This is a genomic window from Planomonospora corallina (genome assembly GCF_042650625.1).
Classification (GTDB): Bacteria; Actinomycetota; Actinomycetes; order Streptosporangiales; family Streptosporangiaceae; genus Planomonospora_B; species Planomonospora_B corallina.
Genome location: NZ_JBHSBM010000077.1, coordinates 180,580 through 205,153, shown reverse-complemented (window position 1 = coordinate 205,153; position 24,574 = coordinate 180,580). Strand labels below are relative to the sequence as shown.

The following is a 24,574-nucleotide window of genomic DNA, read 5'->3' as shown; positions in this document are numbered from 1 at the left end:
CCCCCAGTGAGCCGCCCGCCCGCCCCCGGCGCGGGCGCGCCCGGCCCGGCGGTCGCGCTCCGCCCGGCTGGGGTCCCGTCCGCGCCGGGGGCGGCGGTGATCAGGGCGGCGGCCGGTCCGCCGGCGACCAGGATCGGCGGGGCCGCGTCGGCGAGCATCACCGCCAGGCGTTCGGGCGGGAGGCCGGGGTCGAGCGGCAGGTAGGCGGCGCCGGACTTCAGGATCGCCAGGAACGCGACGACCATGTCGGCCGAGCGCGGCACCGCCAGGCCGACGTACCGCTCCGGGCCCGCGCCGAGGCCGATCAGGTGGTGCGCCAGCCGGTTGACGCGGGCGTTCAGCTCCGCGTAGGTCAGCTCGGTCCGCCCGTCGACCAGCGCGACGGCCTCCGGGGCGCGCCGTACCCGCTCCTCGAACAGGTCGACGGCGGTGCCGCCCGGGACCTCTCCCGCCTCGGCGCTCCAGCCGGCCAGCAGCTCCCGCTCGCCGTCGCCGAGCAGGTCGAGGTCGCCGAGTCGGGCACCGGGACCGGCCGCCGCGAGGCGGGTCAGCAGGCGCACGAAGCGCCCGTGGTGGCCGGCCAGCTCGTCCTCGCCGTACAGGCCGGGGTGGCCGTCGAAGTCGACGCGGACGCCGCGGCCGTCGGACCCGTCGTAGACGTTGACCGACAGGTCCTCGATCGGGCCGGTGACCAGCGGGTGGGCGGTCGCGGGGTGCCCGGCGAAGCTCAGGTCGTAGTCGAAGCGCATGATGTTGACCACCGGGCCGAACAGCCGGCCGCGCGCCTGGCGGCGCAGGTCCTCGTACCGGTAGCGCTGGTGGACCAGGAGCCGCCCGACCTCCCGGTTGACCTGCCCGGTCAGCTCGCCGAGGGTCGTGTGCGCCGCCGTGGTCAGCCGGAGCGGGAGCACGTTGGAGAGCATGCCGGGGGTCCGGCGGGCCAGCGGCGTGGTCCGGGCGGTGACGGCCAGGCCGAGCACGACCTCTCCCGAGCCGGTCATGCGGGCGAGGTAGGCCGCGACGGCCGCGATGACGAGCCCGGAGACGGAGGTGCCGCAGCCGAGCGCCGCCCGCTCCAGCGCGGCGGACTCCTGCGGCTCCAGCGCCGCGCTCCGCCGCCGGAAGCGGCAGGTGGCGGGGGCCGTGCCCGCCGAGAGCGCCGGTACGGCGGGCAGCCCGGCGAGCTTGTCCAGCCAGTGCCTGCGGTCGCTCTCGTGCCGGGCGGAGGCGCGGTAGGCGGCGTCCTCGGCCAGCAGCTCGGCCAGCGGGCCCGCCTGCCCGGGGCCGGGGTCGCGTCCCTCGGCGAGCGCGGTGTAGACCTCGGCCAGCCGGTGGGCGATCATGGGCCCGCTGTAACCGTCCATGACCAGGTGGTGGCAGCGCAGATACCAGAAGTAGCGGTCGTCGGCGACCCGGAGCAGCGCGGTGGCCACCAGCGAGCCGTCCGGGAAGGGCCGCTCCAGGTCCGACCTCATCCACTCCAGCGCGGCCCGCTCGCCGCCCGCGTCGAGGAACGGGCAGTCCAGCTCCCGCTCCCGCACCCGCTGGCCGTCACCGGTGACGTGCAGATGGACGGCGTCGACGCCGCGGGCCGCCGTCCGGACCGCCGCGGCGAACAGGACGGGGTCCACCGGCCCGCCGATCTCGATGTACTGGGCGATGTGAATCGGGTCGCCGGGAGAAATCCCCTGGGCATGCCAAATCCCACTCTGCGCCGCGGACAATGGCAGAAGAGAATCCGAGCCGAGCACCGTCGCCACGCTTTCCATCCCAGCCGAAATGAATGCATCGTCAACGCGTAACAGCACTTCATAAATGGTGAAGCGCATTACACGAGAGCATCCGACCCCGCATTTGTTACCACGAAGTAAATCACACGCCCGACGCGGCTAGCAATGACAATTCTTATCACTTGCCGCTAAACCCGACCTCCCTCTTTTCGCTTTTTCCGCGGACCGCGGGATCCGGTCTGAGAATCACGCGCGGCCGGGTCAGCCGCCGGGGCCTGAGCACGACCTGGGGCCGCACCCCCACCCCGCGGGGCGCCGCACGGGGCGTCCCGCGCGGCGCCCGGCCGGCGCCCGCCGCGCGGCCGCGCCACCAGCGCACGCCCCTCGACATCCGGCCCGGCCACCACACGGCGTCGCCGGCGTCCAGGGTCAGCGCGGTGACCAGCACCGACCGGACGATGAGCGTGTCGAGCAGCACGCCGACGGAGACGGAGAAGGCGATCTGCACGGTCTGGGAGAGCGGCAGCACCACGAGCACCGCGAAGGTGCCCGCGAGCACCACCCCGGCCGAGGTGATCACTCCGCCGGTCGCCTCCAGGCCGCTGATCGCGCCGCGCGCCGTACCGTGCCGCTGCGCCTCCTCGCGCACCCGGTGCATGAGGAAGATGTTGTAGTCGACGCCGAGCGCGACCAGGAAGACGAAGACCAGCAGCACGAACCCCTGGTCGACCCCGGCGAAGCCGAACAGGTGGGTGAAGGCCAGCGCGCTCAGCCCCAGCGTGGCCAGGAACGAGACCACGACGGTGGCGAGCAGCAGCAGCGGCGCGACGAGCGAGCGCAGCAGCAGCGCCAGCACGGCGAAGACCACGGCCAGCACCAGCGGGATGATCACCTCGCGGTCGCGCTGCGCGCCCCGCTCCATGTCGGCGATGAGCGCGGTGTTCCCGCCCACGTTCACGTCGGGGGCGGCCACCGCGCGCAGCCGGTCGCGCAGCGCGAGCACCCGGCGCTGCTCGGACTCCTGCCCGCCGTCCGAGCGCACGGTCACGTTGAGCAGGATGTCGCCGTTGCCGGCGGCGCCCAGCGCGATCGCGGTGACCTCGGGCCGCTGCGCGGTGTCGATGATCACGTCTCGGACGTGCTGGTCGCTGGTGACCACCTGGACCGGGTCGGAGGCCCCGGCGGGGAAGTGCCGGGCCGCGATCTCCTGCCCGGCGACCGAGTCGGGCCGGTTGAGGAAGACGTCGGCGTTGCCCACCCCTCCCTCCCGGTAGGCGGACAGCCCGGCCGCGCACACCGCCAGCGCGGCGAAGGTGGCCAGCCACACCCGCCGGGGGTTGCGCGCGATCCGCTCTCCCAGGGTCCGCCAGATCCCGGCGGCGGGCTCGTCGGCGGCGTGCTCCGGGTCGTGGCGCGGGATCACCGGCCAGAAGACCCAGCGGCCGGCGATGACCATGACGGCGGGCAGCAGCGTCATCATCGCGGCCATCGCGCAGGCCACGCCGACCGCCGAGACGGGGCCCAGCCCCTTGGTGGAGTTGAGCTCTGCCGCCATCAGGCAGAGCAGGCCCGCCACCACGGTCGCCGCGCTCGCCACCACGGCGGGCCCGGCCCGGCGCAGCGCGACCGCCATCGCCTCGTGCCGGTCGGCGTGCCGGCGCAGCTCCTCCCGGTAGCGGGCGACGATCAGCAGCGCGTAGTCGGTGCCCGCCCCGATCACCAGCACCATGAGGAGCGAGACGGAGACGCTGCTGACCGTGATCAGCTCCGCGGCGGCCAGCGCGTAGTTGACGCCCATCGCCAGGACCAGCCCGACCAGCACGATGCCGAGCGGGAGCAGCCAGAGCACGGCGCTGCGGTAGGTGATGAGCAGCACGGTGACCGCCACGCCCATCGCGGCCAGCAGCAGGTCGGTGTCGACGGTGGAGAAGACCGCCAGCGAGTCGGCCTGGAAGGCGGCCGTGCCGGTGACGTACGCCTCCAGGCCGGCCGGCAGCCCCGTGCCGGCGACCTTCCGGACCCGCTCGACGAGCGCGGCCGTCTCCCGGGCGCCGTGGTCGCGCAGGATCACGCCGACCTGGACCGCCGCGCCGTCCTTGGAGCGCTCCCCCACGAGCAGCCGGATCGTCCGGGTCGTCTCGGGGATGTGGAGCTTCTCCTCGACCGCGCGGAGCGGCTCGGGCAGCCGCCCCTTCCGGTCGCGGTAGGACTCCAGCTCACGGTCGAGGTCGTCGCGATCGAAGGTCCGGCCGCCGGCCGGCGTGGGCATCTCGGCGACGACGCCCTCCATCCGGGCGAGCTCCGCCATGTCCCGGTTGATCTCGGCCTCGTCGGTCTCCGTGATCCCGCCGGTCCTGCGGTAGACGACCGTGGCCGGGGCGAGGCTCTGCTTCTGCATGCCGAGGATGCGCCTGACCGCCTGCGCGGAGTCGGCGCTGCCGGGCAGGTAGGAGGCGATGTCGTCCTTCTGCACCGTCTCCAGCAGGGCCGCGTGGGATCCGGCGACGGCGATGACCCCCAGCCAGACGGCCAGCACCGCCCACTTGCCGCGCCGCCCGCACAGCAGGCGCGCCAGCAGGCCGGGCAGGCCCCGGGCGGCCGTACGGGCGGTCATCAGCCGGCGCTCAGCCTGCCCCGCAGGTGGTCGGCCATGTCCGCGACGGTCGGGTGCTCCCAGGCGAGGGTCGGCTCGACCTCCAGGCCGTACTCCGCCTGGATGTCGCCGCACAGGCCCAGCGAGTAGACGGAGTCCATGCCGTACTGGGCGATCGGGACCTGCGGGTCGATCTCCTCCGGCGCGCGCGCGACGTAGGAGGCGACCTGGGCCCGCAGCCATTCCCGGAGGCCTTCCAGGTCGACGGCGATCCCGGTCTCGGCGGACATGCTCACTTCTCCCTCACCCTCTCGTCACCTTCTCGTCCCGGTCCCCGCGTCACCCGCGGGGCTCCGCACCGCGCCGCCCCCCGGGCGCCGCCCAAGGGCTCCCCTACGGTGTCCCGCCGTCCCGGGCGATGTCCTCCCCGGTGTCTCCCGGTACGGCCACGGCCCGGCGCATCGCGGCGGTCAGCTCGGCGTGCACGACCGGGAGCAGCCCGGTCAGCAGCATCTCCCGGGTCCGGGAGCGCTGGATCTTGCCGCTGGTGGTCTTGCCGACCCCGCCGCGCTCGACCAGCACGACGTTCACCGCGCCGACGCCGAACGCGCGGGCCAGCTCGGCCTGGACCCGGCGGGCGAGCCCGGCGACGGGGTCCCCGGCGCCCTGCCCGGCGGCCCCGGCCTCTGCGGCATCCGCGGCGTCCTCGGCGGACGCGTTCTCCCCGCCCTGCTTCCTGAGCCGCTCCCGCCGGACCTCCTGCACGACCACCACCTGCTCGCCGCCGGACGGGCCTGCGCCGTCCTCGTCTTCGGGGGAGAACCCGAAGGCCGCCGCCGCTCCCAGCGCCGGGTGCACCCCGCGGGCGGCCTCCTCCAGGTCCTGCGGGTAGAGGTTTCGTCCCTTGACGATGACGACGTCCTTGATCCGGCCGGTGACGTAGAGCTCCCCGTCCAGCGTGAAGCCGAGGTCCCCGGTCCGCAGGAACGGTCCCTCCCCCGCGGCGGTACGGCCCGCGAAGGCGTCGCGGGTGGCCTCCTCCCGCTGCCAGTAGCCGCGGGCGACGCTGCCGCCCCGCACCCAGATCTCACCGACCCGGCCCTCGCCGAGCGGCTCGCGCGTCTCAGGGTCGACGATGTCCACGGTCATGGTGATCGGCCGCCCGCAGCCGACCAGTTCGACGCCCGTCTCCGCGGGGACCGCCTCGTGCCGCTCCAGCGCGGCCGCGTCGAAGCGGCGGATCAGCGGCCCGTGCCCCACCGGGGTCGCGGTGATCACCAGGGTCGCCTCGGCCATGCCGTACGCCGGGGCCCAGGCGCGCTCGCTGAAGCCGGCGGGGCCGAAGCGGCGGACCATGGTGCGCAGTGTGGCGGTGCGCACCGGCTCGGCGCCGTTGAGCGCGAACTTCAGGCAGGACAGGTCCAGGCCGGCGGCCTGCTCGTCGGTGACCCGGGCGGCGCACCACTCGTAGGCGAAGTTCGGCGCGACGGTGTACTCCGCCCGGTAGCGGCTGATCATCTCCAGCCAGAGCGCGGGGCGCATGACGAAGTCGATCGGCGAGGCGAAGTACAGGTCGCCTCCGGCGTAGATCGGCTGGAGCAGCATGCCGATGAGGCCCATGTCGTGGTAGTGCGGCAGCCAGCCGGCCCCGACGCCCGTCGTCGGCGAGCCGATCGCCCGCCAGATCTCGTTCTCGTTGTGGAGCAGGTTGGCGTGGGTGAGCATCACCCCGCGCGGCTCGCTGGTGGAGCCGGAGGTGTACTGCATGTAGGCCAGGGTGTCCGGGCCGATCTCCGGCTCGGTCCACTCCTGCGGGGAGGGCAGGGCGAGGGTGTCGGTGGCGACGCACTCGACCGCGCCGTCCAGCCCGGCCTCGCGCAGCCAGGCCGTGAGCGCGTCGCGGTTGGCGGCGTCGGTGAGCACCAGCCGGACGTCGGCGTCCTTGATGATGCCCTCGGCACGTTCCAGCGCACGGGGGTCGGTCTGCGGGAGCGGCGAGGGCACCGCGACCACCCGGGAGTACAGGCAGCCGAGGAAGGCCGCCAGGAACTCCAGTCCGGCGGGGTGGAGCAGCAGGACCGTCCGGTCCTCCATGCGCTGCCCGGCCAGCCAGGCCCCGATCGACCGGGCCCGCGCGTCCAGCTCGGCGAAGGTCAGGCGGCTCTCGCGCAACTCGCCGCCGTGGTCCTCCACGAAGGTGTAGGACCGCTCGTGCCCGTGTCTTCCGGCCTGCTCACGCACCCGCTGCACAAAGGACATCTGGTCATCTCCCGAGACGGCAAGACACCCCAACCTAAGAGGATCCACCGGCCGGTCACAGGTTCGGCCCGCACAAGCCACGGGCCGGTTTTACGCCGAAAATTAGTATCTTCGCCTTTCCGTTCCCCCCTCGTGCCCCGTCCCTCCCGCGACGGGCGTCCCGCCCCGCCGCGGCTCCCCCGCTCCGGCCCCCGGCCCCGCGCGGCCGTGCCGTACGGCCGGGGGTCACGGCTCCAGGCAGGCCCGGAAGATCCTCTCCAGCCGGTCGACCAGGGCCTCCATGTCCGGCGGCTCGACCGCCTCGGGGCCGTAGAGCAGGCGCAGCGTGCCCGACCCGGTGATGAGCGCGGTGGCGATCGAGGCCCGCAGCCGGGCGCCCTCTCCGGAGAGCCGGTCGGCGAGCGGCTCCATGATGGCCGAGTTGACCCGGTCGCGGAGGATGCCGTGGATCTCCGGGCTGGCCGGCGAGCGGACGAGCGCCTCCATCACCGGGCTGCTCCGGTCGGAGCTGAGCCGCTCGGCGACGTACTCCGCCAGGCGCCGGGCGAGCTGTCCGTCCGGCACGTCGAGCACGCCGGGGAAGCGTCCCTGCAGGGCGAGCACCTCGGCGAACAGCTCCCGCTTGCTGCCGAAGTAGCGGTTGATCAACGCGATGTTGGCCTCGGCCTCGGCCGCGATCAGGCGCACGGTCACGTGGTCGTAGCCGTGCTCGGCGAACAGGCGCCGCGCGGCCTCCAGGATGCGCCGCCGGGTGTCCTCCCGGCAGCGGCGCCGTCCCTCGTCCACCTGCCCACTCCTTCCGGTTTGACGAAGTAAACAGACGTCTACTATTTTCATGTGCATCGTACATGTATCAGGGGGCTAGTTCATGCTGACCGGACCACAGGCGGAGGCCGCGGCCAGACCGCACTTCACGCACAAGCAGGTGCTGGAGATCCTCGCGGGCCTCATGATCGCCATGCTGACGTCGATGATCTCGACGTCCGTGGTGGGCACCGCCCTGCCGACCATCGTCGGCAGCCTGGGCGGTCAGGACCAGCTCGCCTGGGTGGCCAGCGCGACGCTGCTCACCATGACCGCCTCCACGCCGCTCTGGGGCAAGCTCTCCGACCTCTACGGCCGCAAGCTCATGTTCCAGACCTCACTGGTGATCTTCACGCTCTCCTCCGTCGCCGCGGGCTTCGCCCAGGACATGGGACAGCTCATCGCCGCGCGGGCCGTCCAGGGCATCGGCGCCGGCGGCCTCGCCGCGCTCCCGCAGATCATCCTCGCCGACGTGGTCGAGCCCCGCGAGCGCGGCCGTTACTCCGGCTACATCGGCGCGGTCTTCGGCGTCTCCACCGTGGCCGGCCCGCTGCTCGGCGGCTTCCTCGTGGACAGCCTCTCCTGGCGCTGGACGTTCTGGTTCTCCGTGCCGCTGGCCGTGGTCGCGTTCTTCGTCATCCAGAAGGTCCTCAAGCTGCCGTTCGTCCGCCGCAACGCCAAGGTCGACTGGTGGGGCGCGACCTTCATCACCGGCGGCACCACCGCGCTGATGCTGCTGCTCTCCCTGGGCGGCAACGAGTTCGAGTGGAACTCCGCCTGGACCTACGGCCTGGGCGCCGCGAGCGCCGTGCTGCTCGGCCTGGCCGTCGTCGCCGAGCGCAGGGCCGCCGACCCGATCCTGCCGCCGCGCCTGTTCGGCAACCGCACCTTCGCGCTCTCCAGCCTCGCCTCGCTGCTCGTCGGCGCCGCGATGTTCGGCGCGATGATGTTCCTCCCGCAGTACCTGCAGATCGTCAAGGGCATGAGCCCCACGGCCTCCGGCCTGATGACCCTGCCCATGGTCTTCGGCCTGCTCGTCTGCTCCATCGCGGTCGGCAGGTTCGTCACCCGGACCGGCCGGTGGAAGGTCTTCCCGGTCGCCGGCATGCTGCTCGTCGCGCTCGGCCTCTACCTCCTGTCCCACCTGCACGTCGACAGCTCGCTGGTGGTGATCGGCGTCTACAACGCGGTGATCGGCATCGGCCTCGGCGCCTCCATGCAGATCCTCATCCTGGCCGCGCAGAACGCCGCGGCCCGCACCGACATGGCCGCGACCACCTCGGGCGTGAGCTTCTTCCGCTCCCTGGGCGGCGCGGTCGGCGTGGCGGCCTTCGGCGCGGTGCTCTCCAACCGGCTCAGCTCGGAGCTGGCCGCCCTCGCCAAGGCCGCGCACCTGCCGCTGACCGGCGGCGCGGACATCAGCCTCGGCTCCCCCGACGCCATCCGGCGGCTCCCGGCACCGGTGCTGGAGATCATCCTGGAGGCGTTCACCCGGGCCCTGCAGACGGTCTTCCTGGTGGGCGCCCCGATCGCCGTCCTCGGCGCGATCGCCGCCCTGCTGCTGAAGGAGCTCCCGCTCCGCTCCGCACAGGCGCCCAAGCCCGCGCCCGAGCCCGCTCCCGCCGACTGACCCTCGCCCGCGAGCCCGCTCCCGCCGACCGGCCCTCGCCCGCTCCCCGGCGCACGACCCCCCTCACCCCGCGCAGGGGCCCGGACCTTCATGAAGGTCCGGGCCCCTGCCGTGCGCCGGCCGTGCGGACGGCCGGGACACGCGGCGCGAGCAGGGTCCTCAGATCACGTCGCCCCGGCTCGATCCCCCGCCGCTGCGGGCGTGGACATCCGAACGGTGGTGCTGCTGCTTGCGCAGGCCCGCCAGTCCGAGCAGACCCGACAGGCCGAGCAGGCCCCACAGACCCGCGTTGCCGCCGTCGTCCTGCTGTTGCTGCTGCGGTTCCGGGTTGACCGCCGCGAACGCGTCGGCGTCGGCCCCGGCGGCCGGAGCGAAGGTGAAGAACACGGCGAGTCCTGTCGCAGCGAAGGCCTTTCTCATCTCGATCCCCCGATCTGCAGCGGCTCCGGCGTGGGAGCCGCCCCTGCGCCCGTCCCGGACGGTCCAGTGAGAGGGGTCCGGTCAGGACGGGCTTGAATTTGTCTGTCCGGGTGTAGCTACCACCCACCATCAGACCAAAACATCCCACTTGTCCGAATTTCCTCACGAGTCGCACGCCCTCCCCGCCGAGCGGCCGGGCACGCGGAAGGCGACGATCCGCGACCGCGCGGAAGCGGCGGACCTAGTTAGCGCAGTCCTGCCCCTCGAGGGCCATGACCATCTGGCGGACCCTGTCGCCCGACAGGACGAAGATGTAGTCGCCCCTCGGGTTGCGCGGGATGGCGGCGGAGAAGACCCCGCTCGGACTCCGGCGCACCTGCGGATAGGCCCGCGTCAGCTGCCTCCTGGTGGACCCGACTCCGATCCCCTCGGGGGTCCTGGCCCTTCTGGGGGCATCGATGTAGGCCACGACGCCGAGCCTTCTGGAGATGGCCAGCTCCGCGCGCGGGGGCGTCCTGAACCTCCAGGTCGAGCAGGGGCCCCCGCTGCTCACCAGCACGATCTTCCCTGTCGCCCGCGCCCTCTCCTCGCTCATCCCGAGCCTGATGCCGCGGTAGCCGAACGGGCCGAACCTGCCTTGCGAGGCCGTGGCGGGCGGCTCCGATGCGGTGGGCGCGGTGACGGTCGCCGCGGCCGCGCCGGCGGCGCCGCCGTTCAGCAGCATGCTTCCGATCAGTGCCGCCGCCGCCAGCGAGCGGCCCGATCTCCACGCCGAGCGTCTCATGTCAGTCCCCCTGATGATGATCGGCGGTCCTGCCGTACCGGTGAGATGATGCGCGGCGGACCACCGCGTGATCGTGTTCCTGCAGGTTAAACGGCGATCACTTGGAAGATCGGGCAGGCGGCGGGCGTGTCGGCCACCATCGTGGTCCCGGCCCCCGGTCCGGCCTCACTCCGCGCCCGGTACGGCGAAGCCCCGGAGAACCTCGGCGATCTCGCCGACCTCCGTGAGCTTGCCCGACGCGACGGCGATGACGAAGTCGTAGGCGGAGTCGTCGTCGGTGTCGATCGGCTGCCCGTTCCACGCCAGGAAGACGACCGTCGCCACCCAGGCCACGCGCTTGTTGCCGTCCACGAAGGGGTGGTTGGTGGCCAGCGAGTGCAGAAGGGCCGCGGCCTTGGTCAGCAGGTCGGGATAGGCCTCCTGCCCGAACATGGATGCCTGCGGTCTGTGCACGGCGGAGTCGAGCAGCCCGAGGTCACGCAGCTCCGGCGCGGCCTCCGTGGCCAACTCCGCGAGGTCGAGGACCTGCTCGACCGTCAGGTAGCGGGTCACTCCGCCAGCCGATCGAGGACGGGCTTCCACCTGCGCACGGCCTCCACCCCGAGGCGGTGGACCTCCTCGTCCGCGGTCCGGCGCGCCAGATACTCCTCCACCGCCGAGAGCACCACCTGCTGCATGCTCCGCCCCTCGGCTTCGGCGCGCCGCCGCAGGGCTTCGGTCTGGGACTCGGAAAGACGCAGTGTCATGGCCATGCCTCCCATGCTAGGCCGACGTTGGTATCAACGCGATACCGCAACGGAGAGCACAGGACTCATGACCAAAGGTGACGCACTCTTCTCCGGAACGGCCGGCGCGAGGACGTCCCGGGGGTCCCCGTCCCGCTCTCCGGAGTGCGTGCGTCGCCGGGAAGGACGCCCCGCCGTGGCCGTCTCGACCGGAGAGCCTCCCGGCCGCGGGGCCGCGGGACTACGCGCCGTGCTCTGCCCGGGACTCGCCTCCGTTCCGATCACAGGAATGATCTTCTTCCTGGTCGATGTGATGTGGACGGCCACCCCCGCTCGCCGCGCCCTTCACGACGTGCTCGCCGGAACCGTGGTGGTCGACGTGCGATCGGACGGAACCCGCGCGGGTGTCTCCGTACCCACCCGCGTTCTGGCCTCGTTGCTCATGGTGGTCCTGCTGTCGCTGATGCCGTACCTGGCGTTCATGGGATGAGAAGCGGGCTTGTCCCGCTGCGACGGACGCCTACGGTGTGCGCACGCGAGCCGTACCGGCCGCACGGGCCATCGGGTCGGCAGAACCGCCGGCCGGTGCCAGTGGCCCAGAAGACGGCGACGACCGTTTCCGGCGAGTCCGTACCCGTGATCAGAACACATCCCGGACAGCCGGTGCTCCCTCCTCCTGTCGGTACGCCGGACGTGCTCCGAGACCTCGCGGCGGACCCCGGGGACAGTCACCTCAGCACGCACGGCCGGCGCGACGCGCTCGGAGCGCGCGGCTCAGACGGCGAGGGTGCCGATGTCGGCGGCGACCCGGGCGAAGGCCCGGATGAGGTCGTTCTCGGTCTCGGTACGCCACACCACGGCATACGACAGGGGGGCGATGCCCGGGACGGGAAGATAGGCGATGTCGGGCCGGCTCCAGTAGCGCCTCATGTGGGCGGGGAAGAGGTTGACGAGCTCCCCGACGCTGGTCAGCGTGAGGATCTCCTCGGTGTCGTGCACCAACCGGCCGCGTTCGATCCGGCGCCCCGAGCGGGTGCGGGACGGGATGAAGCCGTCGGCCCAGTAGTCCGGCCTCGACGGGGAGTCGGCGTGCTGGAAGTCGGCGAGCGTCTCCAGCGAGACGGACGTGCGCCGGGTGAGCTCGTGCTCGGCGGCCGCGGCCAGCACCCGCGGCTCGGTGAGCAGGACCGGGCCCACCGTCAGGTCGGGCTCCTCGACCGGCAGCCAGCAGACCAGGATGTCGAGGTCGCCACGGCGCAACCCGGCGAACGGATCGACGAAGGAGACCTGCCGGACCTGCAGTCTCCACTGCGGATGGCGGGCGCGGAAGGTGTCCCAGTAGGGGCGCAGCTCCTGGACGTTGATGGGGAGCATGCCCACGCGCAGCACGGCGGTGACGCCCTGAGCGGCCAGCTTGGCCCGGCGCACGCCCTCCTGCAGCCCGGTGTAGACGGGCCGGAGGTCGTCGCGGAGCTGCCGCCCGAGCGGGGTCAGCCGGACCGTGCGGCTGGTGCGTTCGAACAGCAGGGCGCCGACCAGGCGTTCCTGTTTCTTGACGGCCTGGGTGATGCGGGCCGGGGTCACGCGCAGCCGTTCGGCGGTCCGGCCGAAGTGCAGCTCCTCCGCCAGGGTCAGGAAGATCTCCATGTCACGGAGTTCCACGACCCTCCTTCACGTCGGCTCAGCGGCTGGTACGGCCTTGATGGCCCACCGGCCCCTGCGCGCCCGTGTTCCGGCGGCAGGTCTCCGGCCGGCTCGCCCTGCCCGACCCCGGTCATCCAGGTCATCCAGGTCAGAGCCCTCTACGCCAGTCTCTTCAGCCTGCTCACGGCCTCGTCGATGACCTCGTCGCGTTTGCAGAAGGCGAAGCGCAGGAAGTGCCGGCCGCGGTCGGGGCGGGCGTAGAAGACCTGGGTGGGGACGGCGACCACGCCCGCCAGGGAGGGCAGCTCGCGGGCGAGGACCAGGCCGTCGGTGAAGCCGAGCGGGCGGATGTCGGCCTGGACGAAGTAGGTGCCGGCGGGACGGTAGACGTCGAAGCCCGCGGCGGTCAGCCCCGCGGTGAGACGGTCGCGTTTGGCCTGCAGGCCGGCACGGAGCTCCGCCACCCAGCCGAGCTCGTGGCGCAGGGCGTGGGCCGCGGCGACCTGCCAGGGGGCGGAGGCGGTGAAGGTGAGGAACTGCTTGACGGTCTGCACCGCCCGCACGAGCGGCTCGGGGGCGCAGACCCAGCCCGTCTTCCAGCCGGTCACCGAGAAGGTCTTGCCCGCCGACGAGATCACCACGGTGCGCTCGCGCATGCCGGGCAGGGTGGCCAGCGGGATGTGCGGGACGCCGTCGAAGGTCAGGTGCTCGTAGACCTCGTCGGTGATCGCGATCAGGCCGTGCTCGGCGCAGAGGCCGGCGATCAGCTCCAGTTCCTCCCGGGTGAAGACGGTCCCGGTGGGGTTGTGCGGGGAGTTGACCAGGATCGCCCGGGTGCGGGGGCCGGCCGCGGCCGCCAGCTCGGCCGGGTCGAAGGTGAAGCGGCCCTCGGCGGGGCGGAGCGTGACCGGGCGGAGCACCGCCCCGGCCAGGGCGACGGAGGCGGCGTAGGAGTCGTAGTAGGGCTCGAAGACGATCACCTCGTCGCCGGGTTCGCAGAGCGCCAGGATCGACGCGGCGATCGCCTCGGTCGCCCCGACGGTGACGAGGACCTCGCCGTCGGGGTCGTAGTCCAGCCCGTAGCGGGCGGCGCGGTGCGCGGAGACGGCCTGGCGGAGCTCCGGGACGCCGGGGCCGGGCGGGTACTGGTTGAGGCCGCCGCGGACCGCCTCGACCGCCCGCTCCAGCATCGCCGGCGGACCGTCGGTGTCGGGGAAGCCCTGTCCGAGGTTGACCGCGCCGGTCCGCAGGGCGAGCGCCGTCATCTCAGCGAAGATCGTCGTGCCGAACTCGCGCATCCGCGCCACCAGGGGATCGTCCACGCCCTCAGCGTAGACGGGTTCGCCGACCGGGCGGCGGGCCGGGCGGGGCCGGTCAGCGATCGGTCAGCGGCCGGTCAGCCGTCCCGGCGAGGCTTGCCGCCGTACGGATCGGACCTCGCAGGCAGCAGGGAGTACGGCATGGCAGAGACCGGCACGACGGACCCGGCCGGCCCGGCACCGTCCGGGACGGGGCCTCAGGTGGAACGGACCGGGCGGCCCGCCCGTACGGGCACACGGGCGGACAGGCCGGTGCGGTGGTGGCGGCGGCCCTGGGTGGCTCCGCTGGCGGTGGTGTCCTTCCCGTTCGCCGCCTTCTCGCTGCCGCCGTACCTTTCACTCGATCCGAGCCTGTCGCGGGTCCCCGCGCCGGAGGGGTTCGAGCTGTACTACCCGCTGCTGGTGGCGCACGTGCTGTTCGGCGCGGTGGCGCTGCTGACCTGCTGGCTGCAGGTCTGGCCCCGGTTCCGGCGGCGGCACCCGGTGGCGCACCGCAGGATCGGCCGGGTCTACGTGCTCGGCGGGGTGCTGCCCGCGGGCGTCCTGGGCCTGGTGATCGGAGCGCTCAGCCCCTTCGGCCCGATGAACCAGGTCAGCAACGTCATCCTCTCCGCGCTCTGGCTCGCCTTCACCGTCGCGGGCTTCCGCGCCGCCCGGCGGCGGCGCTTCGCCGAGCACCGCAGGTGGATGGTCCGCAGCTTCGCCCTGACCGTGTCGATCATCACGAACCGGGTCTGGGGCGCGCTGGCGGCGGTCGTCCTGTCGCCGCGGCTGGAGACGGCCTTCGGCGGCAGCGAGGTGGCGCTGATGCAGGCCGTCTCCGGCCTGGCCGCCTGGCTCGGCTGGACGACCACCCTGCTGCTGGCGGAGTGGTGGCTGGAGCGCGGCGGCCCCGCCCGGCGCCGCCGCGGCCCGGCCGGGGCCTGAGGACCGGGATCCGGCAGCCTCTGGATCGGGATCCGAGGATCTCTGGGACCGGGACCCGAGGAGCTCTGGGACTTCCGGGGGTCACGGCCGGAGGGCCGGGCCCCCGCACCCGCGCCGGGTGCGGGCGCCCGGCCCTCACATGCGCTCGGCGATGGCCTCGCGGTACCAGTGGTAGCTGGCCTTGGGCGTGCGCGCCTGGGTGGCGTAGTCGACGTGGACGAGGCCGAACCGGGCGGCGTAGCCGCGGGCCCACTCGAAGTTGTCCAGCAGCGACCAGCAGAAGTAGCCGCGCACGTCGACGCCCGCGTCCAGGGCCGCCGCGGTGGCGGCCAGGTGGTCGCGCAGGTAGGCGACGCGGCCGGTGTCGTCGAGCGCGCCGTCGTCGCCGTAGCCGTTCTCGGTGATGAAGACCGGCGGCAGGCCCCGGTAGCGGGTGGCCAGGCCGGTGAGGGTGTCGTACAGTCCGCGCGGCTCGACGCGCCAGCCGAGCCCGCTGACCGGCGGCCCGTCCGGCGCGACCGTGCGCACGCCGATGTCGAAGGCCGAGCGCAGCGCCGGGTCGGGCTGCTCGTACGGCGCCGCGGCGGCGTGGATCGGGTAGTAGTAGTTCACCCCGAGGAAGTCCAGGGGGGCCGAGATGAGCGCCAGGTCGCCGTCGCGGCGGAAGGAGAAGTCGCTGATCTCCCCGTAGACCTGCGCCATGTCGCCGGGGTAGGCGGCGCCCAGCAGCGGCTCGGTGAACTGCCGGTTGACCATGAGGTCCATGCGGCGGGCGGCGGCGGCGTCCTCGGGCGACGGGCTCGCAGGCACGGCCGGGGACATGTTGAGGGTGACGCCGACCTGCTCGCCGGGCCGGGCGTTCTCCCGCAGCCGGGCGAGCGCCAGGCCGTGCCCGACCAGCAGGTGGTGGGCGGCGGCGAGGGCGCCGTGCCCCTCGCGGGCGCCGGGCGCGTGGCGGCCCTCGGCGTACCCGGTGATCGACGAGCAGTAGGGCTCGTTCAGCGTGATCCAGTGCGGCACGCCGTCGAGGGCTCCGTGCACGGTCGCCGCGTACTCGGCGAAGCGCTCGGCGGTCTCGCGCACCCGCCATCCGCCGCGCTCCTCCAGCGCCTGGGGCAGGTCCCAGTGGTAGAGGGTGGCGAACGGGGTGATGCCGCGCTCGTTGAGGGCGTCGACCAGGCGGCGGTAGAAGTCGAGGCCGCGCTGGTTGACGCGTCCGCCGCCGTCCGGGAAGACCCGCGGCCAGGCCACGGAGAACCGGTAGGCGCCGACGCCGAGGCCGGCCATGAGCTCGAGGTCCTCCGGCCAGCGGTGGTAGTGGTCGCAGGCCTCGTCGCCGGACTCGCCCGCCGCGACGGCGCCGGGCACCCGGGCGAAGGCGTCCCAGATCGACGGGCCGCGCCCGTCGGCGCCGGCCGCCCCCTCGATCTGGTAGGCCGAGGTGGCCACGCCCCATACGAACCCCGGGGGGAAGAGCCGGGTCTCCCTGGCCTGTGCTTCGACGGCCGTCATCCCTTGATCGCTCCAGACATTATTCCTCCGATGATCTGCCTGCCCAGCAGTGCGAAGACGACCACCATGGGGATGGTCGCGATCACCGTACCGGTCAGCACGAGTGCGAAGTCGGTGGTGTAGCCGCTGGCCAGGGTGGAGAGCGCGACCTGGACGGTCGGGTTCTCCGGGGTGAGCACGACCAGCGGCCAGAAGAAGTCGTTCCAGGCCTGCATGAAGGTGAACAGGCCGAGTACGGCCGCGGCGGGCCGGGCGGCGGGCAGCACCACGTGCCAGAACAGCCGGATGGTGGTGCAGCCGTCCATCCGCCCGGCCTCCAGCAGCTCGTCCGGGACGGCGCCGGTCAGGTACTGCGTCATGAAGAACACGCCGAACGCCGTCACCAGGCCGGGGACGATCACGGCCTCGATCCGCCCGGTCCAGCCGAGCTCGCCCATGAGGATGTAGAGCGGGATGATGCCGAGCTGGTGCGGGACGGTCGTGGTGGCGATCGCCGCGACGAGCAGGCCCTTGCGGCCCCGGAAGCGGAGCTTGGCGAAGGCGAAGCCGGCCAGGGTCGAGAAGAGCACGACCGAGACGGTGACCGTGCCGGAGACCAGGAAGGAGTTGGCCAGCGCCTGGCCGAAGGCGGTGGTGTCGAAGACGCGGGCGATGTTCTCGAAGAGGTGGCCGCCGGGGGTGAGCACGGGCGGCACCTTGCCGATCGCCTCGTTGTCGTGCGAGGCGACGATCAGGGACCAGTAGATCGGGAACAGCGAGCCGAGCAGGAAGGCGACGAGCGCGGCGTAGGTCCAGAAGCCCGCCGTGCGCGGCCCTTTCGGCCTGCGGGTCCGTGACCGCCGCAGGGCGCGGCCGGTCGTCGCCGGGGGTGCGGGGGTGAGTGTGGTCGCCATGGGTCAGCCGCTCTTGATCCGTCGGGTGATGGAGAAGTTGACGAGCGCCATGACCACGATGACCAGGCAGAGGGTCCAGGCGATCGCCGAGGCGTAGCCGAACTCGTACAGGCCGAAGCCCTGTTCGTAGAGGTAGAGGCCGACGGTCTGGAACTGCCGGTCGGAGCCGCCCGTCGGGTTGCCGGTGCCGGCCTGGAACAGCAGCGGCTCGGCGATGATCTGGAAGCCGCCGATGGTGGAGACGACCGCGGTGAAGATGATCGTCGGCCGGAGCATCGGGATGGTGATCTTCCAGAACTGGGTCCACTGGCCTGCGCCGTCGATGGTGGCGGCCTCGTAGACGTGCCCCGGTACGGCCTGCATCGCCGCCAGGTAGATCAGCGCGTTGTAACCGGTCCAGCGCCAGATCACGATCACCGAGATGGCGATGTGGGAGCTGAGCGTGCCGGCCTGCCAGTCGATCGGGTCGAGGCCGGCCGCTCCGAGCAGCCAGTTGACCATGCCGAAGTCGCGCCCGAAGAGCTGGGCGAAGATGATCGTGACCGCGACGATCGAGGTGACGTTGGGCAGCAGCACGCCCATGCGGAAGAAGGTCTTGGCGCGCAGGCTCCGGTTGAGCATGTGCGCCACGCCCAGCGCGACCAGCAGCTGCGGGACCGTCGAGAGCAGCCAGATGCTGACCGTGTTGAACAGCGCGTTCCAGAAGTAGTCGTCGGCGAGCAGTTCGGCGTAGTTGTCGAAGCCGACCCACTGCCGGGTGGTCTCCAGCAGGTTCCAGTCGGTCAGCGAGACGTAGGCGGTGTAGAGGAGGGGGAACAGGCCGAGCGCGCCGAACAGCAGGAAGAACGGGGAGATGTACAGGTACGGCGAGCCCTTGACGTCGAGCGTGTAGGCGAGGCGGCGCCGCGGCCGCGGGGTGACGGGGGTCATCGGTTTCTCATCCCTTGCGAGGGGCGTGGCGGAGGTCCCGGGCGGGGACCCGCCGTCCGGAGGGCGGTGAGGCCCTGAAGGACGGCGGGCCGTGGGGGGACCGGCGGGCCCTGACCTCCCGCCGGTCCCCCGGCTCAGTGCGTCCGCGGGTCACCTGTCGATGCGCTCGATGTCCTTGAGGATCTGCTCCCAGGCCTGGTCGGGGTTCTGCTTGCCCTCCTCGACGCGGTTCATCCCGTCGCGGATGGCGGTCTGGATGTCACCGGCGCGCGGCCCCTGGTACTGCGGCTTGAGGTTGCGCGCCGCGGTGGTGAAGATCTGCCCGATGGGGGCGTCGTTGAAGAACTCGTGGGTCAGGTCCTTGACCTCGGGCTTGTCGTAGGTCGCCACGGTCGACGGCAGGATGCCGTGCTTGCTGAAGACCTTGATCTGCTGCTCGGGGGCGGTCAGCCAGGCCGCCAGCTCGACGGCCTCCTTGATGTGCTTGCCCTGGGCGGGGACGGTGAGGTAGGAGCCGCCCCAGTTGCCGCCGCCGCCGGGGATGGCGGCGACGTCCCACTGGCCGGCGAACGCCTTGGCCTGGTCCTGGATCTTGGCGAGCATCCAGGCCGGGCAGGCGATGGTGGCGAACTGGCTCTTGGCGAAGCCGGTGTTCCACGCGGGCGAGCTGCCGACGAGCTTGGCGGACTGGCCGCCGGCCACGGCCGCCAGGGCCTGGTCGTAGGCCTTGCGGATCTCCGGGTTGGTCGCGACGACGACCTGGTCGGAGGTGTCGTAGTAGCCGACGGGCAGCTGGCCGACCATGGCGTTGAAGATCTGCGGCGCACCGTCGAAGAAGGCGGCACCCTCGGGCTTGTTCGCGGTGTACTTCTCGCCGGCCTCGAAGTACGACGCCCAGTCGGGCCAGAGCTTGGAGACCTCCTCGCGCTCGGTGGGCAGGCCCGCCTTGGCGAACAGGTCCCGGCGGTAGCACATGGCCAGGCCGCCGACGTCGGTGCCGTAGCCGATCTGGGCGCCGTTCTTGGCCAGGGACGCCTCCCACTTCCACGGCAGCCAGCGGTCCTTGAGCTGCGCGGCCCCGTGCTGGTTGAGGTCGGTGAAGTGCTGGGGCTGGCCGCGGAACTGGGCGATGAATCCGGTGTCGACGCCCTCGATGTCGGCGGCGCCCTGCTTGGTCGCCAGGTGGGCGGCGAGGTTGCGGTGGTGGTCGTTGTAGGCGGAGGTCCGCTCGACGATCTTGATGTTCGGGTGCGCGGCCTCGTACTCGGCGTAGAGCTCCTTGAAGCCCATGTTGCCGAAGAGGTTGAGGGTCAGGGTGATCTTCCCGTCGGCGGAGGCGCCGGAGCCGGCGGCGTCTCCCTGCGATCCCTGTGATCCCTGTGATCCGCAGCCGGCGACGAGCAGTCCCAGCGCGGCGGTTCCCGCCAGCAGTCGCAGCTTTCCCGAAGGCGTTCCCGAGGACATGGGGGCTCCTTGGTTCTCATCGGAGAGGAGGGCGTCCCAGAGACGGGGAAATGCGCGACCGCGGGCAACGAGCGGTGACCGAATTTCATAGAGAAAAGACGCGGATGTCAAGTTACGAATACGAAACGTGCGGCCGGCCCGCTCCATCCCCATGGAAACCCGCTGTTCCTCCCGCCGTCACGGAAGCCGGGTCTTGACGGGGGTGGCGAGGAGGGCTACGGTCCCGTGTAACCGGTTACATGAAACCGGTTACATCAGAGATGCGATAGTGTGCGGTCGTGGCAACGATCAGAGAGCTGGCACGTCAGTGCGGCGTGTCGGTGGCGACAGTCTCCCGTGTCTTCAACAACCCCGAGGTGGTGAATCCCGACACCCGCAAGAACGTGCTCGACACCGCGGCCCGCATCGGCTACCTGCCGAACGAGTCCGCGCGGACCCTTGCCACAAAGAAATCCCACATGGTCGGCCTCGTCTGGGACACGCACCACCGGCGGCCCGGATGGAGGCACCCTTTTCTCCAGGAAATCCTCATCGGCCTCAAAACGGCGCTGAGCGACCGCGGATATCACCTTCTCATGCTCGCCACGAGTGACGGCGAGGGAAGCCACGACCGCGCCGTCCGAAGACACGATCTCGACGGCGTGGTGTTCATCGACGACGGCACGGAGGACCCGGCCCTGCTCCGGCTGGCCGCAAGCGGCGTGCCCTGCGTCTCACTGGACCGCCCGGTAACGGGGCCCCGGGCGACCCATGTGATCTCCGACAACGCCGGCGGCGCCCGCGCCGCCGTGCACCATCTGCACGGGCGCGGCCGCCGGGCGATCGCCACGATCGCCGGGCCGGGCCGCACGGCTCCGGGCGCCGAGCGGCTGGCCGGCTACCGCGCCGCGCTCGCCGAGCTCGGCCTGCCCGCCCGCGACGGGTACGTCGCCGAGGGCGACTTCTACCTGGCCGGAGGGCACGCGGCGATGCGGCGCCTGCTGGAGCTCGACGAGCGCCCCGACGCCGTCTTCGTCGCCGGCGACGAGATGGCGATCGGCGCGATCCGCGCGGTCACCGAGGCGGGCCTGAAGGTCCCCGAGGACGTCGCGGTGGTCGGCTTCGACGACATCGAGCTCGCCGCGCTGGTGCAGCCGGGCCTGACGACCGTCGCCCAGGACAAGGCCGGCTTCGGCACGGCCGCCGCCGCCGCGCTGGTCGCCATGATCGACGACCCCGCCGCCGCCCCTCCCCCGCCCAGCGTGCTGCCGACCACGCTGGTCGTGCGCGGCACGACCTGAGCCGGGCCCGCGGAGCGCGGAAGGCGTGCGCGGCACGGCCCCGGGCAGGACCGGACGGGCCGTGCGAGCCCGCCGCGGACGGGGGCCGAATAGGGTGATCCGGTGACGCGCAGACTGCACGAGCTGGACGCCCTCCGCGGTTTCGCCATCTGCGGGATCATGGTCGTCAACACCTGGCAGCACACCCGGGGGGAGATCACGGCCCCGGAGCCGACGCCCGTCGACTGGGCGGTGGAGAACCTCCTGCAGGGCAGGTTCTATCCGATCTTCTCGTTCCTGTTCGGGCTGAGCTTCGTGCTGTTCCTCGGCTCCGCCGCCGAGCGGACCCCGTACCCCCGCCTGGTGCTGCTGCGCAGGCTGCTGGTGCTGGCCGCCCTCGGCGCCGCGCACTGGCAGGTGAACCCCGGCGAGGTGCTGCTGCCGTACGCGATCTTCGGGATGCTGGTGCTGCTGCCCGCCTCGTTCCTGCCGCGCTGGGCGGTGCTCGCGCTGGGGGCCGTCGTCACGGCGTGGGCGGCCCGCCTCGGCGGCGGGTTCACCGTCGGCGTCGCGGGCGAACCGGTGTTCGTGGTGGTGCTCATCCCGGGGCTGTTCCTGCTGGGCGCGGCGCTGATGGCCTACCGGCCGCCCGCGCGCCTGGCCGCGCCGGTCTTCGCGGTGAGCGCGGTGGCGGGCGCGGGGCTCACCCTGCTGTGGAACGCCTCCCTCGCCGACCCCGCGCTGTACCACCCCGGCGTCTACGTCGCCGCCGGGCTGGCGTGCGCGACGGCCTACTGCACGGGCCTGCTGCTGCTCCTGCGCACCCGGCTGCGCGGCCCGCTCATGGCCGTCCTCGACCCGCTGGGCCGGATGGCCCTGACGAACTACCTGGTGAGCACCGTCGTCATCCTGGCGGCGCTGCCGCTGCTGGCCGCCGACCCGACCCGGCTGGCGGTGCCCGCGTTCGCGCTGGCCGTCCTGGCCCTCCAGGCCGTCCTCGGCCGCCGGTGGCTGGCGCGTTTCCGGTACGGCCCGCTCGAGTGGCTCTGGCGGTGCCTGACATGGATGGAAGCGGTCCCGAACCGCCGGGTAGGGTCGCAGGCGTGACCCGCATCGCCCTGTGCCAGATCCCCGTCTCCACCGACCCCGCCGTCAACCTCGGCCAGGCCCGCCGCTGCCTGGAGCAGGCCGCCGCCGACGGGGCGGAGCTGGCGATCCTCCCCGAGGCCACCCTCACCCGGTACGGCCCGCGCATCACCGGCCAGGCCGAGCCGCTGGACGGGCCGTTCGTCACCGGGCTGGCCGAGGCGGCCCGCGCGCACGGCGTGGCCGTGATCGCCGGGGTGTTCGAGCCGGGCTCCGGCGCGGGCCCGGCGGCGGGGTCGGGCTCCGGGACGGGCCCGGCGGCGGACGTCGGGACCGAGGCCGGGACCGAGGGCGGGGGCGGTTCCGGGGCCGCCGGGGACGGCCGCCCGGCGCGGGTGCGCAACACCGCGGTGGCGATCGGCCCCGACGGGGAGCTGAAGGCCGCCTACCGGAAGATCCACCTGTTCGACTCCTTCGGGGCGCGCGAGTCCGAGCTGGTCGAGCCCGGCGACGAGCCGGTCGTGGTCGAGCTGGCCGGACTGAGGGTCGGCCTGATCACCTGCTACGACGTGCGCTTCCCCGAGCTGGCCCGGATGCTGGCGGACCGGGGGGCCGACCTGTTCGCGGTGATCGCCGCGTGGGGGTCCGGGCCGATGAAGGAGGAGCACTGGGCGACCCTGGTGCGGGCCCGCGCGATCGAGAACACCACCTGGGTGGCGGCCGTGGGCCAGGCGCCGAGCCCCGAGGCCGCCGACGGCTTCGGCATCGGCCGGAGCATGCTGGTCGACCCGATGGGGGTGGTCCGCGCGGACCTGGGCCCGGCCCCCGCCGTGCAGACGTACGCGCTGGACCCGCGGATCACGATCGCCGCCCGCGACTCCCTCCCCTGTCTGGAACACCGGCGTTTCAAGGTCAACGGACCGTAAAATGCGATCCGTGAGTGAAGCACCTGGACGTAGAACGCAGATGCAGAAGGTCATCCCGCCCCGGCTGCTCGTGCCCTACCTGTCCGGGCAGCGGACCGTGATCTCGGGTTACGTCTACCGGGTGCAGGACTGCGCCCGGCTGACCACCCCCGCGCAGCTGTTCATGGGCCTCGACCTGGGGTTCGAGGGATCGGAGCTGAGTGTCACCGTGCCGGAGCTCTACCTGCTGCGCTGGTCCGCCCGGGACGTGGACACCTACGTCGTGCCGTACGGCCCGCACATGGGCGGTGACTGGAACGATTCACCGCCGTTCGCCGGGAACGGCTTCACCACCTCGCGCGAGCACGTCGTGCCGCAGTTCCACACCATGCCGATGCCGATCCCGCCGGGAGCAGAGATCATCCACGTGACCATCGACCAGGCGGAGCGCCTGTTCGCCCGCTACGACGGGCTCACCTGGCGGCGGCCCTGATGGGCGCGGAGATCGAGCCGGTGGCCTCGGGCTTCCTCGCCCGCCACCGGGGGCGCACGTACGCGGCGGCCCTCGGCCCGGACCCGGCCGAGGTCGTGCTGTTCGGCGAGGAGCCCGCCGAGGGCTTCGAGGCCGCCCGGGGCTACTGGCGGGCCACCGTGGCCCGCGAGGACCTCGAGTGGCTGGTGCTGGTCCGCACGGTCGGCTCGTTCGGCGGCGAGCCGTGCCTGGTCCTGGACTCCACCGAGGAGAACGGCGAGCAGAACCTCCACATCGCCTACACCGGGCACAGCGGGCTGAAGGCCGAGGCGCTGGGCTACTGGATGGTCGACCACGGCGCCTACGAGGTGGTGGTCCCCCGCGAGGAGGTGGTCTCCGTCCGGATCGAGCGCGTCCCGGTCCCGCTGACCCCGGCCAGGTCCGAGCCCTGAGTGAGCCCTGGGCGAGCCCTGGGCGACCCCTGAACCCGCGCCCGGCCCCGCCCGGGTGCTCCCCGCCGGTCCGCGGAACCTTCGGCGGTCCTGTCAACCGGCGCGTCCGTCAAGTGTCTCGCTGGTGTGATTGACGTTCCGACCACGGCGCCTCCCTCGTTCACCGAGCTGTTCGCGGCGCACCATCAGTCGATGGTGCGCCTGGCCGGGCTGCTCGGCGCCGACGATCCGGAGGACATCGCCCAGGAGGCCTTCGCCCGCCTCCACGCACGGTGGCCCCGGCTGCGCGACGGCGGCGCGGCCGTCGCCTACGTCCGCTCCATCGTGTGCAACCTGACCCGCAACCGGCTGCGCCACCTCCGCCTGGTACGGCTGCGCCCGCCGGAACCCCCCGCGGCCGCGCGCAGCGGCGAGCAGGCCGTGCTCGTCGCCGAGGAGCACCGCGAACTCCTGGCCGCCGTCGACCGGCTGCCCCGCCGCCAGCGCGAGGCCCTGGTCCTGCGCTACTGGCTGGACCTGTCCGAACGGGAGATCGCCGAGACGATGCGCGTCTCCCCCGGCTCCGTCAAGACGCACACCAGCCGCGGCCTGTCCGCTCTGGCCCGGGCCATGAAGGAGGACTCGTGAACGACCTCGAACAGCGCCTGCGCGCCGCCCTGGACGCCCGGGCCGCCACCTACTCCGCCTCGCCCGAGGCGTGGTCGGCCGTACGGCGCCGCAGCCGCGCGGGCAGGCTGCGCTTCCGCGTCGTCCTGGCGGCCACCGC

Annotated in this window: 24 protein-coding genes; 9 read left to right on the top strand and 15 right to left on the bottom strand. The window is 72.7% G+C overall.

The annotated features are described in order from the left end of the window. The 5 genes from ACFOWE_RS33770 to ACFOWE_RS33750 all read right to left on the bottom strand — a co-directional run. On the bottom strand, nucleotides 1-1,769 hold a 1,769-nt coding region (locus ACFOWE_RS33770; protein ID WP_377295138.1), incomplete at its 3' end, for a condensation domain-containing protein. Between the two features lie 139 nt (nucleotides 1,770-1,908). Further along, nucleotides 1,909-4,344 carry an MMPL family transporter gene (locus tag ACFOWE_RS33765; protein ID WP_377295136.1) on the bottom strand — a complete coding sequence of 812 codons (2,436 nt, stop codon included), beginning with the start codon at nucleotides 4,342-4,344 and terminating at the stop codon, nucleotides 1,909-1,911. Beyond that, complete coding sequence (locus tag ACFOWE_RS33760) at nucleotides 4,344-4,613, bottom strand: acyl carrier protein (RefSeq protein WP_377295134.1); 270 nt, start codon at nucleotides 4,611-4,613, stop codon at nucleotides 4,344-4,346. Before ACFOWE_RS33760 ends, ACFOWE_RS33765 begins: the two co-directional genes overlap by 1 nt. Nucleotides 4,614-4,716: 103 nt before the next feature. Continuing rightward, nucleotides 4,717-6,582 (bottom strand): fatty acyl-AMP ligase, encoded by a 1,866-nt coding sequence (locus ACFOWE_RS33755; RefSeq protein ID WP_377295132.1) that lies wholly within the window; start codon nucleotides 6,580-6,582, stop codon nucleotides 4,717-4,719. Nucleotides 6,583-6,807: 225 nt separating this feature from the next. Continuing rightward, the gene (locus ACFOWE_RS33750; protein WP_377295130.1) at nucleotides 6,808-7,368 is read right to left on the bottom strand and encodes a TetR/AcrR family transcriptional regulator; all 561 of its coding nucleotides are present in this window, start codon (nucleotides 7,366-7,368) and stop codon (nucleotides 6,808-6,810) included. Nucleotides 7,369-7,450: 82 nt separating this feature from the next. Here ACFOWE_RS33750 and ACFOWE_RS33745 point away from each other — a divergent pair, with 82 nt between their 5' ends. Next, nucleotides 7,451-9,016, top strand: a complete 1,566-nt coding sequence (locus ACFOWE_RS33745) for an MDR family MFS transporter (RefSeq protein WP_377295128.1) — start codon at nucleotides 7,451-7,453, stop codon at nucleotides 9,014-9,016. Between the two features lie 159 nt (nucleotides 9,017-9,175). On the opposite strand, the gene ACFOWE_RS33740 is transcribed toward ACFOWE_RS33745, so the two are convergent. The 4 genes from ACFOWE_RS33740 to ACFOWE_RS33725 all read right to left on the bottom strand — a co-directional run bounded on the left by ACFOWE_RS33740 (nucleotide 9,176) and on the right by ACFOWE_RS33725 (nucleotide 10,972). Then, nucleotides 9,176-9,436 carry a WGxxGxxG family protein gene (locus ACFOWE_RS33740; protein WP_377295126.1) on the bottom strand — a complete coding sequence of 87 codons (261 nt, stop codon included), beginning with the start codon at nucleotides 9,434-9,436 and terminating at the stop codon, nucleotides 9,176-9,178. Nucleotides 9,437-9,677: 241 nt separating this feature from the next. Beyond that, complete coding sequence (locus ACFOWE_RS33735; RefSeq protein WP_377295124.1) at nucleotides 9,678-10,220, bottom strand: hypothetical protein; 543 nt, start codon at nucleotides 10,218-10,220, stop codon at nucleotides 9,678-9,680. Between the two features lie 165 nt (nucleotides 10,221-10,385). Continuing rightward, complete coding sequence (locus tag ACFOWE_RS33730; RefSeq protein WP_377295122.1) at nucleotides 10,386-10,772, bottom strand: type II toxin-antitoxin system death-on-curing family toxin; 387 nt, start codon at nucleotides 10,770-10,772, stop codon at nucleotides 10,386-10,388. After that, complete coding sequence (locus ACFOWE_RS33725) at nucleotides 10,769-10,972, bottom strand: CopG family transcriptional regulator (protein ID WP_377295120.1); 204 nt, start codon at nucleotides 10,970-10,972, stop codon at nucleotides 10,769-10,771. Before ACFOWE_RS33725 ends, ACFOWE_RS33730 begins: the two co-directional genes overlap by 4 nt. Before the next feature lie 169 nt (nucleotides 10,973-11,141). On the opposite strand from ACFOWE_RS33725, the gene ACFOWE_RS33720 reads away from it, so the two are divergent. After that, nucleotides 11,142-11,435, top strand: coding sequence for a hypothetical protein (locus tag ACFOWE_RS33720; protein ID WP_377295118.1), 294 nt, complete (start codon nucleotides 11,142-11,144; stop codon nucleotides 11,433-11,435). Nucleotides 11,436-11,719: 284 nt separating this feature from the next. On the opposite strand, the gene ACFOWE_RS33715 is transcribed toward ACFOWE_RS33720, so the two are convergent. Together ACFOWE_RS33715 and ACFOWE_RS33710 are read right to left on the bottom strand one after the other, a co-directional pair. Next, entirely contained in the window at nucleotides 11,720-12,607 is an 888-nt protein-coding gene (locus tag ACFOWE_RS33715; protein ID WP_377295116.1) for a LysR family transcriptional regulator, read from the bottom strand. A gap of 140 nt (nucleotides 12,608-12,747) precedes the next feature. Further along, nucleotides 12,748-13,911: a pyridoxal phosphate-dependent aminotransferase gene (locus ACFOWE_RS33710; RefSeq protein WP_377295114.1), complete on the bottom strand. Its 1,164-nt coding sequence runs from the start codon at nucleotides 13,909-13,911 to the stop codon at nucleotides 12,748-12,750. Nucleotides 13,912-14,202: 291 nt separating this feature from the next. Between ACFOWE_RS33710 and ACFOWE_RS33705 the strand changes: the two genes are divergently transcribed. After that, on the top strand, nucleotides 14,203-14,835 hold the full coding sequence (locus ACFOWE_RS33705; RefSeq protein WP_377295112.1) for a DUF2306 domain-containing protein: 633 nt from the start codon (nucleotides 14,203-14,205) through the stop codon (nucleotides 14,833-14,835). Between the two features lie 135 nt (nucleotides 14,836-14,970). On the opposite strand, the gene ACFOWE_RS33700 is transcribed toward ACFOWE_RS33705, so the two are convergent. The 4 genes from ACFOWE_RS33700 to ACFOWE_RS33685 all read right to left on the bottom strand — a co-directional run bounded on the left by ACFOWE_RS33700 (nucleotide 14,971) and on the right by ACFOWE_RS33685 (nucleotide 19,634). Next, nucleotides 14,971-16,347, bottom strand: a complete 1,377-nt coding sequence (locus ACFOWE_RS33700; RefSeq protein WP_377295110.1) for a GH1 family beta-glucosidase — start codon at nucleotides 16,345-16,347, stop codon at nucleotides 14,971-14,973. Then, on the bottom strand, nucleotides 16,344-17,240 hold the full coding sequence (locus tag ACFOWE_RS33695; RefSeq protein ID WP_377295108.1) for a carbohydrate ABC transporter permease: 897 nt from the start codon (nucleotides 17,238-17,240) through the stop codon (nucleotides 16,344-16,346). Before ACFOWE_RS33695 ends, ACFOWE_RS33700 begins: the two co-directional genes overlap by 4 nt. Before the next feature lie 3 nt (nucleotides 17,241-17,243). Continuing rightward, nucleotides 17,244-18,170, bottom strand: coding sequence for a carbohydrate ABC transporter permease (locus ACFOWE_RS33690; protein WP_377295106.1), 927 nt, complete (start codon nucleotides 18,168-18,170; stop codon nucleotides 17,244-17,246). Nucleotides 18,171-18,320: 150 nt separating this feature from the next. After that, a complete protein-coding gene (locus ACFOWE_RS33685) occupies nucleotides 18,321-19,634 on the bottom strand; it encodes an ABC transporter substrate-binding protein (RefSeq protein WP_377295104.1) in 1,314 nt (437 codons plus the stop codon). A 278-nt stretch (nucleotides 19,635-19,912) separates the two neighbouring features. Here ACFOWE_RS33685 and ACFOWE_RS33680 point away from each other — a divergent pair, with 278 nt between their 5' ends. The 6 genes from ACFOWE_RS33680 (at nucleotide 19,913) to ACFOWE_RS33655 (ending at nucleotide 24,435) form a co-directional block, all read left to right on the top strand. Continuing rightward, the gene (locus tag ACFOWE_RS33680) at nucleotides 19,913-20,914 is read left to right on the top strand and encodes a LacI family DNA-binding transcriptional regulator (RefSeq protein WP_377295102.1); all 1,002 of its coding nucleotides are present in this window, start codon (nucleotides 19,913-19,915) and stop codon (nucleotides 20,912-20,914) included. Between the two features lie 102 nt (nucleotides 20,915-21,016). Beyond that, nucleotides 21,017-22,000: a DUF418 domain-containing protein gene (locus ACFOWE_RS33675; protein ID WP_377295100.1), complete on the top strand. Its 984-nt coding sequence runs from the start codon at nucleotides 21,017-21,019 to the stop codon at nucleotides 21,998-22,000. Further along, on the top strand, nucleotides 21,997-22,905 hold the full coding sequence (locus tag ACFOWE_RS33670; protein ID WP_377295098.1) for a carbon-nitrogen hydrolase family protein: 909 nt from the start codon (nucleotides 21,997-21,999) through the stop codon (nucleotides 22,903-22,905). Before ACFOWE_RS33675 ends, ACFOWE_RS33670 begins: the two co-directional genes overlap by 4 nt. Before the next feature lie 10 nt (nucleotides 22,906-22,915). Next, a complete protein-coding gene (locus tag ACFOWE_RS33665) occupies nucleotides 22,916-23,377 on the top strand; it encodes a hypothetical protein (RefSeq protein ID WP_377295096.1) in 462 nt (153 codons plus the stop codon). Further along, nucleotides 23,377-23,808: a hypothetical protein gene (locus tag ACFOWE_RS33660; RefSeq protein WP_377295094.1), complete on the top strand. Its 432-nt coding sequence runs from the start codon at nucleotides 23,377-23,379 to the stop codon at nucleotides 23,806-23,808. The genes ACFOWE_RS33665 and ACFOWE_RS33660 overlap by 1 nt, the downstream gene beginning before the upstream one ends. Before the next feature lie 126 nt (nucleotides 23,809-23,934). Then, on the top strand, nucleotides 23,935-24,435 hold the full coding sequence (locus ACFOWE_RS33655) for a SigE family RNA polymerase sigma factor (protein ID WP_377295092.1): 501 nt from the start codon (nucleotides 23,935-23,937) through the stop codon (nucleotides 24,433-24,435). The last annotated feature ends 139 nt before the right edge of the window (nucleotides 24,436-24,574 follow it).